14 protein-coding genes and 1 pseudogene are annotated in these 14,833 nt (G+C 62.2%); 8 read left to right on the top strand and 7 right to left on the bottom strand.

Annotated features, from left to right (window positions below):
* Positions 1-22 precede the first annotated feature (22 nt).
* Entirely contained in the window at positions 23-475 is a 453-nt protein-coding gene (locus AB4Y98_RS16400) for a hypothetical protein (RefSeq protein WP_442244711.1), read from the top strand.
* 88 nt (positions 476-563) lie between these two features.
* Here the strand turns inward: AB4Y98_RS16400 and AB4Y98_RS16395 are convergent, their stop codons facing one another.
* The 4 genes from AB4Y98_RS16395 to aceE form a co-directional block, all read right to left on the bottom strand.
* Positions 564-1,451 carry an HNH endonuclease gene (locus AB4Y98_RS16395; RefSeq protein WP_442244710.1) on the bottom strand — a complete coding sequence of 296 codons (888 nt, stop codon included), beginning with the start codon at positions 1,449-1,451 and terminating at the stop codon, positions 564-566.
* A 529-nt stretch (positions 1,452-1,980) separates the two neighbouring features.
* A complete protein-coding gene (locus AB4Y98_RS16390) occupies positions 1,981-2,832 on the bottom strand; it encodes a DUF4435 domain-containing protein (RefSeq protein ID WP_442244709.1) in 852 nt (283 codons plus the stop codon).
* Positions 2,829-4,181, bottom strand: coding sequence for an AAA family ATPase (locus tag AB4Y98_RS16385; protein WP_442244708.1), 1,353 nt, complete (start codon positions 4,179-4,181; stop codon positions 2,829-2,831). Before AB4Y98_RS16385 ends, AB4Y98_RS16390 begins: the two co-directional genes overlap by 4 nt.
* 138 nt (positions 4,182-4,319) lie before the next feature.
* Positions 4,320-7,007 carry a pyruvate dehydrogenase (acetyl-transferring), homodimeric type gene (gene aceE / locus AB4Y98_RS16380; protein ID WP_032975588.1) on the bottom strand — a complete coding sequence of 896 codons (2,688 nt, stop codon included), beginning with the start codon at positions 7,005-7,007 and terminating at the stop codon, positions 4,320-4,322.
* A gap of 635 nt (positions 7,008-7,642) precedes the next feature.
* Here aceE and AB4Y98_RS16375 point away from each other — a divergent pair.
* Together AB4Y98_RS16375 and AB4Y98_RS16370 are read left to right on the top strand one after the other, a co-directional pair.
* The gene (locus AB4Y98_RS16375; RefSeq protein WP_442244707.1) at positions 7,643-8,203 is read left to right on the top strand and encodes a PadR family transcriptional regulator; all 561 of its coding nucleotides are present in this window, start codon (positions 7,643-7,645) and stop codon (positions 8,201-8,203) included.
* 60 nt (positions 8,204-8,263) lie between these two features.
* Positions 8,264-9,061 (top strand): siderophore-interacting protein, encoded by a 798-nt coding sequence (locus AB4Y98_RS16370; RefSeq protein WP_442244706.1) that lies wholly within the window; start codon positions 8,264-8,266, stop codon positions 9,059-9,061.
* Positions 9,062-9,134: 73 nt separating this feature from the next.
* On the opposite strand, the gene AB4Y98_RS16365 is transcribed toward AB4Y98_RS16370, so the two are convergent.
* Positions 9,135-9,968, bottom strand: a complete 834-nt coding sequence (locus tag AB4Y98_RS16365) for a hypothetical protein (RefSeq protein WP_442244705.1) — start codon at positions 9,966-9,968, stop codon at positions 9,135-9,137.
* Between the two features lie 91 nt (positions 9,969-10,059).
* Here AB4Y98_RS16365 and AB4Y98_RS16360 point away from each other — a divergent pair.
* Positions 10,060-10,377: pseudogene (locus AB4Y98_RS16360) on the top strand (hypothetical protein); the annotation flags it as partial.
* 189 nt (positions 10,378-10,566) lie between these two features.
* On the opposite strand, the gene AB4Y98_RS16355 reads toward AB4Y98_RS16360, so the two are convergent.
* Together AB4Y98_RS16355 and AB4Y98_RS16350 are read right to left on the bottom strand one after the other, a co-directional pair.
* On the bottom strand, positions 10,567-11,277 hold the full coding sequence (locus AB4Y98_RS16355; RefSeq protein ID WP_025878214.1) for a YceI family protein: 711 nt from the start codon (positions 11,275-11,277) through the stop codon (positions 10,567-10,569).
* Between the two features lie 85 nt (positions 11,278-11,362).
* Complete coding sequence (locus AB4Y98_RS16350; RefSeq protein ID WP_025878215.1) at positions 11,363-11,953, bottom strand: malonic semialdehyde reductase; 591 nt, start codon at positions 11,951-11,953, stop codon at positions 11,363-11,365.
* A gap of 122 nt (positions 11,954-12,075) precedes the next feature.
* Between AB4Y98_RS16350 and AB4Y98_RS16345 the strand changes: the two genes are divergently transcribed.
* The 4 genes from AB4Y98_RS16345 to AB4Y98_RS16330 all read left to right on the top strand — a co-directional run bounded on the left by AB4Y98_RS16345 (position 12,076) and on the right by AB4Y98_RS16330 (position 14,820).
* Positions 12,076-13,035, top strand: coding sequence for a mitochondrial fission ELM1 family protein (locus tag AB4Y98_RS16345; RefSeq protein ID WP_428703808.1), 960 nt, complete (start codon positions 12,076-12,078; stop codon positions 13,033-13,035).
* A gap of 150 nt (positions 13,036-13,185) precedes the next feature.
* A complete protein-coding gene (locus AB4Y98_RS16340; protein WP_100460003.1) occupies positions 13,186-13,404 on the top strand; it encodes a hypothetical protein in 219 nt (72 codons plus the stop codon).
* A 57-nt stretch (positions 13,405-13,461) separates the two neighbouring features.
* Complete coding sequence (locus AB4Y98_RS16335) at positions 13,462-14,310, top strand: DUF2145 domain-containing protein (RefSeq protein WP_263934915.1); 849 nt, start codon at positions 13,462-13,464, stop codon at positions 14,308-14,310.
* Positions 14,311-14,328: 18 nt separating this feature from the next.
* Positions 14,329-14,820, top strand: a complete 492-nt coding sequence (locus AB4Y98_RS16330) for a hypothetical protein (protein ID WP_312110527.1) — start codon at positions 14,329-14,331, stop codon at positions 14,818-14,820.
* Positions 14,821-14,833 lie beyond the last annotated feature (13 nt).

The following is a 14,833-nucleotide window of genomic DNA, read 5'->3' as shown; positions in this document are numbered from 1 at the left end:
TTGCGCTGCTGAAACGCCGCCGATGAGAGTGCCGCTCGCATTTGCCATCGTGGCGAACGTGCTGCTGGGCCTGGTGATCGAGGATAGGTATGTGCCCAACGCGCCACTAGAGCTGAAGGCCTATCGCAGCCTGACCGATGCTGAGTTTGGGCTCATGCTGGAAGAGGCCGAGATGTTTGCGGGGTCGCGCAGTGCTGGGTTGGAAGTGAGTTCAATAACTGACGGTCAGAGGTTCTTTGAGCTTCAAGCCCACGGCCAACCGGTAATGCTGGCGGACAATTCCTCAACGCATTTGCTTGTGGTCATTTTTGGCGAAGCCCGGGAGCAGGTTCCGGATCTGGTCCAGCTCGAGCAGCGTTGGCAGGTGCGGACAGGACCGGATCTGGAGGCATGGCACTCATCGGTTGCGCGCCGAGGACGAAGCCTCAGCCTATCTCCACCGCCATCCAGATCCGCCCAAGTACCGGTGCTATGAGCATTTCAGTCTGTGGTTGGCCTTCGACCTTTCCGTGTTCGGCGGAGCATCCCCGATTAAGGGGATGCCTGCGCTCGGCGATCCTTGCCTATTTACGCAACAGCAAATTCCGATGGTAGTTCAGGTACTGGGCCTGCGCTGCGGAGAACGCAACGCGCGGAATCTTCTGCGCCACATCCCACTTCAACCGCACCGCATCGGGCAACTTCTTGCTCAAAATTAGCCCCCCATCATCCTCAAACGAGATGTATCCACGGTCGAAAAGTCGATCGATATGGGGAGCTAACATCAGTCCATTACTGCCATCAAGGCGCTCCTTATTGGTGCTCTTCGCCCAAGGCTTGATGTGGCTAGCGATCAGGAATTTGGCATCATCCGTGCCGGTGACGCGGCAGCCCTTCTCAATGTCGCTGACGTTCTTTCGGTAGATGCCCTGCCCCGCTCTGGCCTTGATCAGCTGGGCCTTCTCCGTTTCGCCAAGGTTCTTGTCTTCCTTGATTTCCTTGACCGGCGCCTCGTCTTGCCAATCGCCTAGGTCATCAGTGTCAACATTGAGCAGCCTCAGCAGCTCGGTAGCCATCGCCTCAGGGACTGGGAACAAGTAGGCCTGATTGGCCTTGCCGTTTGGCTTCAGCGGCGAGTACTTTGCAGGAAGACGCGGCCCAATCTGCGCCATGTGATCGCTCACCTTCAGCGGCGCATCCACCAGCTGATAGTCCACTGGAACGGCCCAGCCGTCTTTGCGCCATTCGTTGTCCTTCTTCTTGAAGTCCTCAGGGCGATCTTTCGCGTAGTGCGCGCCATTGACGATAGCGATGGCCTTGATTTTGGCTTTGGCGAACGCAAAGACGACATCACCGGGCCGTACTTGGGTCATGTGCTCATAGAAGGGACTCCTTTTCCCCTTTACGTTGGTCTTCGGCGACCACAAGTAGCCAGCCTTAACCGCTCGATCAAACGTCTGCTTCTGGTTCACCCACCAGTACGCCATCCCTGCTTCCCCCTGTCTCATCTAATTGATGTGGCCTATTGGCCTCCGAGACGGGATAGTACCTTCGGATGTCGCAACCAGCACACTTCGAGGCGATACAAAGAAGGCAGGGGTGTTCCTGCCTTCTCTTGCTGTGTCTGGATCCATCTCAAATGGATCCGTGTCAAGCCTTCGTTCGCGCTTCGAATCCTTCTCGCCGCTCTGGATGCTCGCGAACAACTTGGGATAATTCCCATCTACTGCCAGGACAATCGGGCGGATCCGGACTGCGCAAGTCGCCGCGTATTGGCAGACCCCAGTGACACATTAATAAACATGAACGATTGCAGTAATCATAATACAGAAGAGCTCACACAGAAGTAAAGCTACTTACTACACCCCCAGAATATCGCACCAAGATATAATAAATATTAAATCTTATAGAAAATATAGAGAGCACAAACTTGTAAGATAGCCGGCGGCGAAAAATCCAGTCACCACCTTCGCAAAACAAGGCTAACGATGTGATCGGACTTTACTCCACGCATTCACTTATACCAGACAAACTACGAGCGTCAGCCTTCTTTGCGAGGCGAAGCCTAAACGAAGCATCATTATGCGAGAAATTAAAAAGGTGACGAAGCCTGCGACGGAGCAGTGGAAAGAGAATAGTCTTTCCAGGAGTGTGCCTCAGCACCCATGAGAGCGGATCATTGGCCGGGAAGTTATTCTCAATATCACAACAATCTCGATCAAATTCGCCCATCTCACATCTCGCCTCGACACCTCGTCTTATTCGATCAATTCTGGCTTCAATCTTCGCATCATCCACCGAACCACATTCCGTACTACATATTTCGGATATCGGGAAGTTCACAACAGGAACCCCACACGATCGTCTCTTCCCAACCGCCGCGGCCACGGTCAAACGACGAATAGATGTAGCCAACTTGCTCATCCATGAATGATATTCCAAAAGAGCACCTATCTGACGCTCGTCTCGATCCAGAACCTCTTCATCAAGAATTTTTAGCAGAGCATTTTCGTCCAGCAAATAATTTTCTATCGAGTATCTATCGAGCCTATAGAGCCTCTTGAATCCAGGATGATCCACTGAGCACAGGACATCAAAATCTCCATCCACTATATATACCGCCTTGCGAGCACGCTCCCCCTGATCCTCCCTGCATTTAGATATCACCTTTGACTTAGAGCCTATTGGAAATACTTGCGATATCTTAATCCCTCCCCCAAGAGCCCTAGTCAGGAGTTCTACATATATTTTTTTGGACTCTATAGCGGTATCTTCGATAAATATATCAACATCGTTGAATTTCGAAAAGAAAACATGCTTCGCATACCGGGAGGATTCACTGCGCTCGATCACCTGCGAACCTCCACGCAATTCCTCACTAGATCCCCTACAATCTCTGGCGAATGAGTGGCGATTATGAACTGCGCCCGCGAGTTACTCGCCAGCATCTCGTCGACCAGTATCTCCTGCCAGCGCAGATGTAAGGACAACTCGGGCTCATCGATAACAAATGCATTTGATCTATTCCCGAATGAATTGAAATAGATATGCCCAAACATCACGAGCAACTGCCGCTCACCAGAGCTTAGAGCGTCTAGGGGGACCTCCGTCTCATCCGGACGAAATACTTTGAGCGATCCGACGGAGTCAACTTCAATGCACTTACCCGAATCAACGAAAAATCTATTTATACATTCAACAAAGGACTGAAACCTACTCAAAAACTGTTCGCTCTTGGCATTAAACTCCTGAACACTGGCAGTCAACTCGGTGAGCCGTCTTAGAGCCGCCCTATTTAGAAGCCATTCAATAGTTACTTCAACGTCATAGTCATCATCACCTGGCGAGTTATTTCTTCTGACCTTATCGGAGAGCTCAGCAACCCGCTGAAAGAAGGGATCAATCTCTCTTTTGATGTCTGCCTCGTCCACACCGATCTCTCGGAGGGCGGCTACGATATCCGATCTTTGGCTAGATAATTGCATCAGCGTTGGAGGATCCATGTATGAATTTGCTCCAACAACACCTTCGTATTTGAATCCGGTAAGAAGTAGTTTCTTTCTGAGCCGCTCCGACTGCGCATCCTTTAAACTTCTTACTCTTTTGAAAGCAGTTGTAACAAGAGACTGCATCTCCCATATACTGACCCCCAAAGAATCTCGCGCGCCGCGTACCACTCGAGACTTCTGGTTTTGCTGCCCATATACCCTATCGTAACGCCGGACGCTGGTTTCACCATCTAAATTGGATTCGCTAAGCCGATTCAAGCCGAGAAACATAGGCGGCTCCAATCTGCTGATCGCTTTGAAGGTGCGATTTTCAGAATACTTAACCCTCAAGACTCGAGATGCCTCGCGCAGCCTCTCAGCATCAAATGCGTCCACCCCCATTTCGTCGAGAAGTATTGAAGAAATTTCCAGCACGCCAGATGCATCGGAACAGCTGACCATTAGCGCATCCGAACTCTTCCTCGCACTGATAGTCACTTCACGAGCCCCCTCACTCAAAAGCAGGCTAGCTTCCGTAAATGAAATCGCCAACAGGTCAGCCAGAGATGGCTCAAGCAATGCCTTAATTAGGCGGATAGCAGTCGTTTTTCCGCTTCCATTTGGACCAACGAGAATTGTCGGATTCAGATTAAATGTTAAGTCAAAATCCATGTACCCATGAACTTGACTGGCTGAAAATGACGCAACCCTCATTGCCTTGCTCCTTTTGTAGATGATCAATAGACGCTGTCGTGGCTGAGCCTATCAGGAACAATGTGGTAATCCGCACAATCTTCGCAAAAAAAAGGGCGGCCAATGGCCGCCCTTTTTCGCGTCAATTAATTGACCAGATCAAACCCCAACAGGGTTAGCCTTCTCCGGATCAATCTTGTACTGCTTGATCGCCCGGGCCACATCCTTCGCGGTCATCTTCCCGTCCTTCGCCAGCGCCGCAATCGCGGCATGCGCGATGTAGTACCGGTCAACTTCAAAGAACCGACGCAGGTTCGCACGCGTATCCGAACGACCAAACCCATCCGTACCCAGCACGGTGTACGACATCGGCACGAACGCGCGGATCTGGTCCGCATACGCACGCACGTAGTCGGTGGCGGCAATCGCCGGGCCCTGGCGGCCTTCCAGCAGCTCGGTCACATACGCCTTGCGCTGCTCACCTTCCGGATGCAGGCGGTTGGCACGTTCCACGTCGAAACCATCGCGACGCAGTTCGTTGAAGCTCGGGCAGCTCCAGATGTCGGCGGTCACGCCGAAGTCCTTGTCCAGCAGCTCGGCCGCGGCAATGGCTTCGCGCAGGATGGTGCCCGAACCCAGCAGCTGCACGCGCAGCTCGCCCTTCTTCGGCTTGCCGGCGTCGGTCAGCAGGTACATGCCCTTGACGATGCCTTCGGCCGCGCCTTCCGGCATTTCCGGGTGGGTGTAGTTCTCGTTCATCAGGGTGACGTAGTAGTACTCGTCAATCTGATCTTCCATCATCGCCTTGGTGCCGTGCTGCAGGATCACCGTCACTTCGAAGCCGAAGGTCGGGTCGTAGCTACGCACGTTCGGAATGCCACCGGCCACCAGATGGCTGAAGCCATCTTCGTGCTGCAGGCCTTCACCGTTCAGCGTGGTGCGGCCGGCGGTACCACCCAGCAGGAAGCCGCGGGTGCGCATGTCGGCAGCCTGCCAGGCGATGTCGCCCACGCGCTGGAAGCCGAACATCGAGTAGTAGATGTAGAACGGCAGCATCGGCACGTTGCTGACCGAGTAGCTGGTACCGGCGGCCATCCACGAGCTGATCGCGCCCGGCTCGCTGATGCCCTGCTGCAGCACCTGGCCGCTCTGGTCTTCGCGGTAGAACATCAGCTGGTCGGCGTCGACCGGCTTGTACTTCTGGCCGAACGGCGCGTAGATGCCGATCTGGCGGAACAGGCCTTCCATACCGAAGGTACGGGCTTCGTCGGCCACGATCGGCACGATGTGCGGGCCCAGTTCCTTGTCGCGCAGGGTGATGTTCAGGCTCTGCACGAAGGCCATGGTGGTGGAGTAGCTGCGCTCGCCGCTGCTCTTCAGCAGGCGCTCGTAGCTTTCCAGCTTCGGTGCATTGAAGCTCTTTTCGGCCTTGCGGCGGCGCTGCGGCAGGTAACCACCCAGCGACGCACGGCGCTCCTGCAGGTACTGCACTTCCGGCGAATCCGGGCCCGGGTGGTAGAACGGCACCTGGCCGTCGGCCAGCTGCGCGTCGGTTACCGGAATGTTGAAGCGGTCGCGGAAGTGGCGCACCGCTTCGTCGTCCAGCTTCTTGGTCTGGTGGGTCGGGTTCAGTGCCTCACCGGCGCTGCCCATGCCGTAACCCTTCACGGTCTTGGCCAGGATGACGGTCGGCATGCCCTTGGTGTTCACGGCCTGGTGATAGGCGGCGTACACCTTGTGCGGGTCGTGGCCACCACGGTTCAGGCGCCAGATGTCGTCGTCGGAAAGACCGGCCACCATCGCAGCGGTTTCCGGGTACTTGCCGAAGAAATGCTCGCGCGTATACGCGCCGCCGAAGGCCTTGCAGTTCTGGTATTCGCCGTCGACGGTTTCCATCATCAGCTTCTTCAGGACGCCATTGGTGTCCTTGGCCAGCAGGGCATCCCAGTAACCGCCCCACAGCAGCTTGATGACATTCCAGCCGCCGCCACGGAACACGCCTTCCAGTTCCTGGATGATCTTGCCGTTGCCGCGCACCGGGCCGTCCAGGCGCTGCAGGTTGCAGTTCACCACGAAGATCAGGTTGTCCAGGCCTTCACGGCCGGCCAGCGCGATGGCACCCAGGGTTTCCGGCTCGTCGCTCTCGCCGTCGCCGATGAAGCACCACACCTTGCGGTCGGACTTCTCGATCAGGCCACGGTTTTCCAGGTAGCGCATGAACTGCGCCTGGTAGATGGCGGCCAGCGGGCCCAGGCCCATCGACACGGTCGGGGTCTGCCAGTACTCCGGCATCAGCCACGGGTGCGGGTACGACGACAGGCCGCCGCCGTCCACTTCCATGCGGAACTTGTCCAGCTGCTCTTCGCTGATGCGGCCTTCCAGGAAGGAACGCGCGTAGATGCCCGGGGCGCTGTGGCCCTGGATGAACAGCAGGTCGCCCGGATGGTTTTCGCTGGGGGCGCGCCAGAAGTGGTTGAAGCCCACGTCGTACAGCGTTGCACCGGAGGCGAACGAGGCGATGTGGCCGCCCAGGTCACCCGGCTTGCGGTTGGCGCGCACCACGGTGGCCATCGCGTTCCAGCGGATGATCGAACGGATGCGCCATTCCAGTTCGGCGTTGCCCGGGCTCTTGGCCTCCAGCTGCGGCTCGATGGTGTTGACGTATTCGGTAGTGGGAGAGAACGGCAGATAGGCACCCGAACGACGGGTCAGTTCCACCATGCCTTCCAGCAGCTGATGCGCGCGCTCGGGGCCCTCGACATCAATAACGGCCTTCAACGACTCGATCCACTCCTGGGTTTCCACAGGATTCGGGTCGTTGTTCAGCACCTCGTTCAACCAGTTCATTAGCGCTCCCATTACCGCACGCACGCGCGCGACTGTTGATAGATTTCTAGACCGCAAAGTGTAGCGCACCAAGGGCTTTCGTCACTTGGCTACGCTGGCGTATGGAGGCATGCCACCCATGTCTGCACGGCATGTCCCGGGACGTCCACCGGCGGGACAAAGCACTGCTGCAGGCCGCTATGGCTGCCTGCAAGGGCTGCGCCAGCTGTCGCCTGCGGCCTGCTGCGCCCATGCGCAGGACGCAGTGTTACTGCTGCGGATGACCGTTGTGGGGCAAGCCCGGCGCCGTGTCGGCGTTGTCTGACGGGCTGCCGCTGAACCCGCGACAACGTGTCGCGCGCGCCTCTCGACGCGGACGGGGCCACTGCGCACGGTTGGCGGCGAGCAGGCCCCTTCCCGCGGTTCGCCGCTCGTCTGCTGCGCCCCGCCCGGGGCGAAAACCCGCAGCGCCGTTGCGTGGCCCGATACGGATGTCGGGCCGCGCAACGGTGGCTTGCGCCCCACGCAACCCTGCCCTGATCCCTTGCGGTACCTGGCTGCGTGGCCCGATCTGGCAAGCGTTGTGGCCGAAACCATGCTTGTCGGGCCCGGCTTATCGATATATCGTTTGCGGCACACGTTACCGATATATCGAAATGGGCCGATCCCCCTCCCCCAGGAACCGCACCGACGATGCCGCGGTACCCCGCCGCAACGGCCAGCCGCGCGTGCTCAGCCGTGGCGACCTGCGCCTGCTGGTGCTGGCACTGATCGGCGAGCAGCCGCGCCACGGCTACGAGTTGATGCAGCACATCAGCACCATGTTCATGCAGGCCTACACCCCCAGCGCGGGCACCATGTACCCGCTGCTGGCCAGCTTCGAGCAGGCCGGCTGGGTGGCGTCGGAAGAGGTGGACGGCCGCCGTGTGTTCCGCATCACCACTGCCGGCGAGTTCGAGCTGAAGGTGCAGCGCACCCAGGTGCGGTTGGCGCAGCGACGCGCGTTCGACCGCGCCCGCGAGATCACCAAGGCCTCGTTGCCGGCGCCGCTGGCCGCTGCGCTGCGCGAGTTCAAGCTGGCGCTGGTGCACCACCACGGGCGCTGGGCCGACGGCGAAGCCGAGCAGGTGGCCGCGCTGCTGTCGCACGCGTCGGCGCTGATGAATGGCCAGGCCAGCAACGTGTCCTCTCCCTTTTCAACGACCCAGCCAGACTGAATCCAGCCAGGTCTCCCCTCATGCCGCGCGCCCCCGCGCGACCTTCTGACAGGTACCCCCATGACCGAACATCACAACTCGCGCCTGCGCCTGGATGTGCGCTTCCGTGAACTGACGGTGCTGCGCACCGAGACCGTCACCCCGCACATGCGCCGCATCGTGCTGGGCGGCGACGACCTGGCCGGCTTCGATTCGCCCGGCGCCGACGACCACATCAAGCTGTTCTTCCCCAACGCCAGCGGCGAGATGGTGCTGCCGGTGCTGACCGCCGAAGGCCGCAGCTATCCGGAAGGCAAGCAGCCGTCGCCGGCACGCGACTACACCCCGCGCTGGTGGGACCACGAAGCCGGCGAACTGGCCATCGACTTCGTGCTGCACGACCAGGGCATTGCCGGGCCGTGGGCCGAGCGCGCACAGGCCGGCGACACGCTGGTGATCGGCGGTCCGCGCGGTTCGTTCGTGGTGGCCGACAGCTACGACGCCTATGTGCTGATTGGCGATGAAACCGCACTGCCGGCCATCGCCCGCTGGCTGGACGTGCTGCCCGAGGGCGCGCAGGTGCAGGCGTACATCGAAGTGGCCGACGAGGACGAGCGCCAGGACCTGCCGCAGTACGAGAACGTGCGCATCCACTGGCTGGAGCGCAATGGCTTCCCGGCGACCAGCAGCACGCTGCTGGAAGACATGCTGACCGATTTCGAGGCCCCGGACGGCGATGCGTTCTACTGGATCGCCACCGAATCGCGCCGCGCACGGATGATGCGCAAGTTCATTGAAGGGCACCTGGGCGTGCCGCGCGACTGGATCCGCTCGACCGGTTACTGGAAGGCGCACCCGGACGAACAGGACGGCGATTGACCGCAAAACGGTAGGTGCGGACCGTTGGTCCGCACGCTCTTCTACGGGTAGTGCCGGCCGCTGGCCGGCAACCTCATGACCCTTCGGCTGCATCCTGCAACTGCCGGCCAGCGGCCGGCACTACCAACCGGGGCGCAGCCCCACTCTTCCACCCGAACCGATGCGCGGCCCAGATCTCCAGCGCCAGCAGCAGCGCGATGATCGCCAGCGGCAGCAGCAACCCCAGATACACGCCCGGCATCATGCCGTTGATCTGCGCCTTCACCAGCCGCAGCACGCCACGCGTATGCAACAGCTCATCCATGCGCATGGTCAGCGCCTCACGCACCATCTTCGGCTCCAGGCCCACAGTGCCGGCCTTGTCGATCAGCGTGTCTTCCACCATCGCGCGCAGCAACCCGGCGCGCACCTTGCCGATCACCCAGCCCACGCCGCGCGCCATCGGGCCGTTACCGAGCCGCTCCACGCTTGGCAGTGGATGCTCGCGCAGGTAGATCGCAGCAAGCGAATCGGCAACGTCACCCACGGTGCCCTGGCTCTGCAGCGCGGCACGCATGCGTTCGTCTTCCAGCGAGGCGGTGAAGCCACTGCTCCACCCTTCCACCATCGTCTGCAGGTGCGGCTGGAAGTGGTCGAGCTGCTTGAACAGCGCGCGGTGCGCGCCGGCAGTAAAGCCCAGCTGCAGGCCGAAGAACGCGACCAGCAACGGCAGCAGCACCACATACGAGGCCAGCAGCCCGTGGTGCCAACGCCGCTGCCGCCGCAACCAACCGCGTCGATGCAGCCCGCGCCAGGCGAAGATGCCCAGCGCCAGCCCCAACAGCGTGCCCAGCACGCTGCCGCCGATCAGATCGAGCACGCTCAGGCCGGTCCAGAATTCGCCAAGCCAGTACTGCGCTTCCTGCATGGTGTTGCCTTCCGTGGTTCAGTGCGGCCGCCATGGTAACCGCGACCCCATGCGACAATCGCGCTCCTTTCCTGCACCAACGAGGCCCCACGTGGGCAAACTGACCCTGAGCGGCGTGGACACGCTGCGTACCCGCCTGGCCGATGACACCGCCTGCGACGCAGCGCTGTCTGCCTTCGCCGACCCGGCTGCGGCGCGCGCACCGCTGCGTGAGCTGGTCGAGGCACAGCACCGCTACCTGCAGGCCGAACACGAAGTGGCACAGGTGGCCGACATCCTGCGCCGCGACCAGAAGTACGCGCCGGTGGGTCGCCCGTCGGTGCATATCGTGCAGCTGCGCAAGCAGCAGGCAACGACCAAGCAGGCCGCGCTGATCGCCCGCCAGGTAGTAGCGCAGGCGGCGCAGACGGGCAACCTCGGTGTAGTTGGATGCATGCGGTTGCCGGCCAGCGGCCGGCACTACCAGACGATCGGGCCACCCGGTGATTCGGCAATCGGCCAATCAGGCAATCGAGCGACCCGTCCAGGACGCTGCCAAAAAAGAAGGCCCGCTTTTCAGCGGGCCTTCTGCCTTCTCACGACGAGTGAGCGGGAGGGATCAAGCCGCCGGCTTCTCGCCGGTGGCTTCGGTGGTGATGCGGATCTTCACTTCATCGCTGACGTTCGGGGCGTAGGCGCCGACGCCGAAATCGCTGCGCTTGATCGTGGTGGTGGCATCGAAGCCGGCGGCCGGAACCTTGGCCATCGGGTGCTCGCCGCCGCCGTTGACGGTGACGTCCAGGGTTACCGGCTTGGTGATGTCCTTGATGGTCAGGTCGCCGGTGACGGTCAGCTTGTTGGTGCCGGCCGATTCGACCTTGGTGCTCTTGAAGCTGGCAGCCGGGAACTTGGCAGCGTCGAAGAAATCGGCGCTCTTCAGGTGCTCGTCGAACTTGGCGGTGAAGCTGTTCAGGCCGCTCAGCGGCAGCTTCACTTCCACGGTGGACTTGGTGACGTCGGTGGCGTCGTACACCAGAGTGCCTTCCGCGTTGCCGAAGTGTGCGCTCGGGTTGGAGAAGCCGAAGTGGCTCCACTGCGCCAGCACGTCGGTGTGGGTCGGGTCGAGCTTGTAGGTGCCCGAGGCGATGGTGATGGCGGCAGCAGCCGGGGCGGCAGCAGCGGCATCGGCGGCCGGGGTGGTGGCAGCCTGTTCGGTGGCGGCCGGGGCAGCAGCATCGGCCGCCGGGGCGGCGGTGTCGGCCGGCTTGGAGCAGGCGGCGATGGCCAGGGTCAGGGCCAGCGGCAGCAGCAGTTTACGGGTGGCGCTCATCTCAGGAACTCTCCGGATCGTAGGGTGGGAACACAGTGCAGCAATGGCCCGCCACGGCGGGCGGGCCCGAAACCGATACAGCGACTTACGCGATGCGCGCCGCTTCGTCGAAGGACAGACGCGGCAGACGGGGGAACAGGCCCGAATCGTCACCGTACCCCAGGTTGACCAGGAAATTCGACTTGATGCTGGTGCCGGCGAAGAAGGCTTCGTCGACCTTGGCGTTGTCGAAGCCGGACATCGGGCCGGCATCCAGGCCCAGCGCGCGTGCGGCCAGGATCAGGTAAGCGCCCTGCAGGCTGCCGTTGCGGAACGCGCCTTCATGGCGGCCTTCGCGCGGGCCGTCGAACCAGGCCTTGGCGTCGGTGTGCGGGAACAGGTACGGCAGCTTCTCGTGGAAGTCCTGGTCGAAGGCCACGATGACGGTGACCGGGGCAGCCAGGGTCTTGTTGTGGTTGCCTTCGGACAGGGCCGGGGCCAGCTTGGCCTTGGCTTCGGCCGACTTCACGAACACGAAGCGCGCCGGGCTGCCGTTGGCGGCGGTCGGGCCCCACTTCAGCAGGTCGTACAGGGCGTGCAGCTGGGCGTCTTCGACCGGCTTGTCGAGGAAGGCATTCTGGGTACGGGCAGTGCGGAACAACTGGTCCAGTGCAGCAGCGTCGAGCGCGTGGGACATCGGTGGATCTCCAGGGCGGCTAAGGTCAGTGCCCGCGGGCGGCGCGGGGCGAAACGTCGATCCGCAGTGTAGAGTGTCGCGACTGTTGCAACACCCAGCAGGGCTGAAACGAATTAATGCCAATGGTGAAACGATCGAGCGCGCCTTGGACGGTCACCGACGGCCGTGCCGGCAATGTCCGGCAGGCGGTCGCGCTGGCCTCGGCGCTGCGCCAAGGCACCCACCGCCCCCTGATCCTGCAACCACGGGCGCCATGGCGCTGGCTGGCACCGCGGCGCTTGCCCGGTGATGTGAAAGGCTACGGCGAGGCGTTCGCGTCACTCGCTGCAGAGGCGCCCGTGCTGGCGATCGGCTGTGGCCGCCAGGCCGCCGGTGCGCTTCGCGTGCTGCGCGCGCGCGGCAGCCAGGTAGTGCAGATCCTCGACCCGCGCATCGGCTCGCGTCACTGGGATGTGGTGGTGGTGCCCGAACATGACGCCCTGCGCGGCAGCAACGTGCTGACCCTGATCGGCAGCCTGAACCCGGTGGACGATGACTGGCTGGCCTGGGGCCGCGCTGCGTTCGCCAGCTTCAGCACCCTGCCCGGCCCGCGCACCGCGCTGCTGGTGGGCGGCCCGACGCCGCTGGCGCCGTGGGACGAAACCGCGATGGTGCATGTGTTCCAGGCGTTGGCCGAACAGATCCGCAGCGAGGGCGGCAGCCTGCTGGCGACGACGTCGCGGCGCACGCCGCCAGCATTGGCCGAGATCCTGCGCGCGAAGTTCGCCGATCTGCCGCATGTGATCTGGGGCGATGGCGGCGATGGCGTGAACCCGTATGCCGGCCTGCTCGGCTGGGCCAACCGGGTGGTGGTGTCGCCCGATTCGGTGAACCTGTTGTCCGAGGCCAGCGCCACCCGCATGCCGGTGATGGTGGCCCTGGCCGATACCGCACAGGGACGGTTGGCGCGCTTCCAGCAGCAGCTGCGCGAACGCGGGCGCCTGCAGCCGCGTTGGCTGGACTGGCAGTACGACCGCATCGAACCGCTGCGCGAAACCACGCGGATTGCCGCCGAGGTCAAAGCGCGCCTGACATCACGGTAGTGCCGGCCGCTGGCCGGCAACCAGGTGCACGTGGCCGAAGATCATGGGGTTGCCGGCCAGCGGCCGGTACGACCCTCTCCAGCACTTTTTGAACATTTCGATCCCGCTGCGCGGTTAGAGTCCAGCCTCCCCCTCGGACTGGACGTCCCCATGCGTACCCTGCTTCTGCTTCCGCTGGCCCTGCTGGCCGCCTGCTCCACCACCCCTACCGAACTGGACCCGCTGTCGCACGCCTGCCAGCAGCAGCTGGATGCGTACCGCGAGCAGCCGGCGCTGCGCAATCCGCGCAACGAGCGCCCGCCGTTGCCGATCGCGCCAATCAGCGATACCTGCGACAAGGAACTGCGGCGCAAGGGCGTGGAGCGCTGATTCCAGCGATGCGGGTATGATCGGCGCGCGGGCCTGCCCGCGTCTGGAGCGGTATACATGGAACGTCTGCATCGCCTGCGCTGTGCCTTGCTGCTGTCGATGGGCCTGCTGGCCACCGCGCCGGCATGGGCCGACAGCGGCACCTGCCGCGAGCGCTACCCCAGCGTAGCCGCGCAGGCGGCGATGTTCGATGTGGCGTGGACCACGGCTGAGCGCCTGGATGCGCTGCCCGACGTGGACGTGGTGATCGCCGCGCGTGGCGGCCAGGACCTGAGCCGCTACGGCCTGCGCCACAGCCACCTGGCCTTCCTGCTGCGCGAGGACGACGGCCGCTGGCGCGCGATGCACCTGCTCAACCGCTGCAAGACCGACAGTTCGCAGCTGTACCGCGAGGGCCTGGGCAATTTCGTCGGTGAAAGCGGCACCCATACCGATCTGCGCATCGGCGTGCCGCCCCCTGCGTTGCAGGCTGCACTGAAGCGGATGCTGGCTGCGCCGGCGATCCAGCCCAAGGCGCTGCACGAATCGAACTACAACGTGGTGGCCTATCCGTTCGCCACCGACTTCCAGAATTCCAACCAATGGATCCTGGAAGTGCTGGCCGCAGCGATGGCGCAGGCCGAAGGTGGCCCGGTCATCGTCAAGCGCGAACAGGCACAGCAATGGCTGCGCGCGCAGAAGTACCAGCCCAGCGTGCTGCATATCGGCCTGGGCAAGCGCGTGGGTGCGCGCTTGTTCGTGGCCAACGCCACCACCACCGACCATCCGGCCAGCGAACGCATTTCCGGCAATTACTCGGTGGTGACGGTGGAATCGGTATTCGACTTCCTGCACCAGCGCAGCCAGCTGCAGCAGGAACTGACCATTGCGCATGCGACGGCCGACACTGCCGCCGCTGCGCCCTGACCTGGCAAGGAGAAGATGATGCGCAACCTGCAGTTTTCCGCGTTGGCCGTGCTTCTGTGCGGCAGCCTGTTGTCTGCAGCGCCAGCACATGCCGAGCGCCGCATCGTGATCATCCAGAACAGCGTGCCCGAGGGGCCGAGCCTGGAGATGTCCGCGCCGATGGTGGCGGCTGCGCAAGCAGCGGCGGCCAAGGAAGCCGAAGATGCCGGCGTGCCTGCAGGCCGGGGCGCGGTGAAGCTGCCGCAGATGCAGGTCAGCGCCATCTCCACCACCGTTGATGGCCGCCGCGAGGTGCTGCTGCAGGACGCCAGCAACCCGCAGAACACCGCGTCCATGCAATGGCCCAAGCGCCCCGGTGACCCGGCCGTGCAGTTCAACGTAGGCCAGACCGTGAACTTCCAACCCACCGGATCGGGCAACGGCTGGCAGGTGAGCGACAACCAAGGCCGGCCGCTGGAGTACCTGCCCGAGGCCACCGGCCCACGCGACATTTTCGATACGCAGCGCTGAGCCGCTGCCTTCA

This window comes from Stenotrophomonas sp. 2YAF26 (genome assembly GCF_052114625.1).
In the GTDB taxonomy this organism is placed as follows: domain Bacteria; phylum Pseudomonadota; class Gammaproteobacteria; order Xanthomonadales; family Xanthomonadaceae; genus Stenotrophomonas; species Stenotrophomonas indicatrix.
Note: the sequence above shows the minus strand (reverse complement) of the source record. Positions and strands in the feature narration are given on the sequence as shown.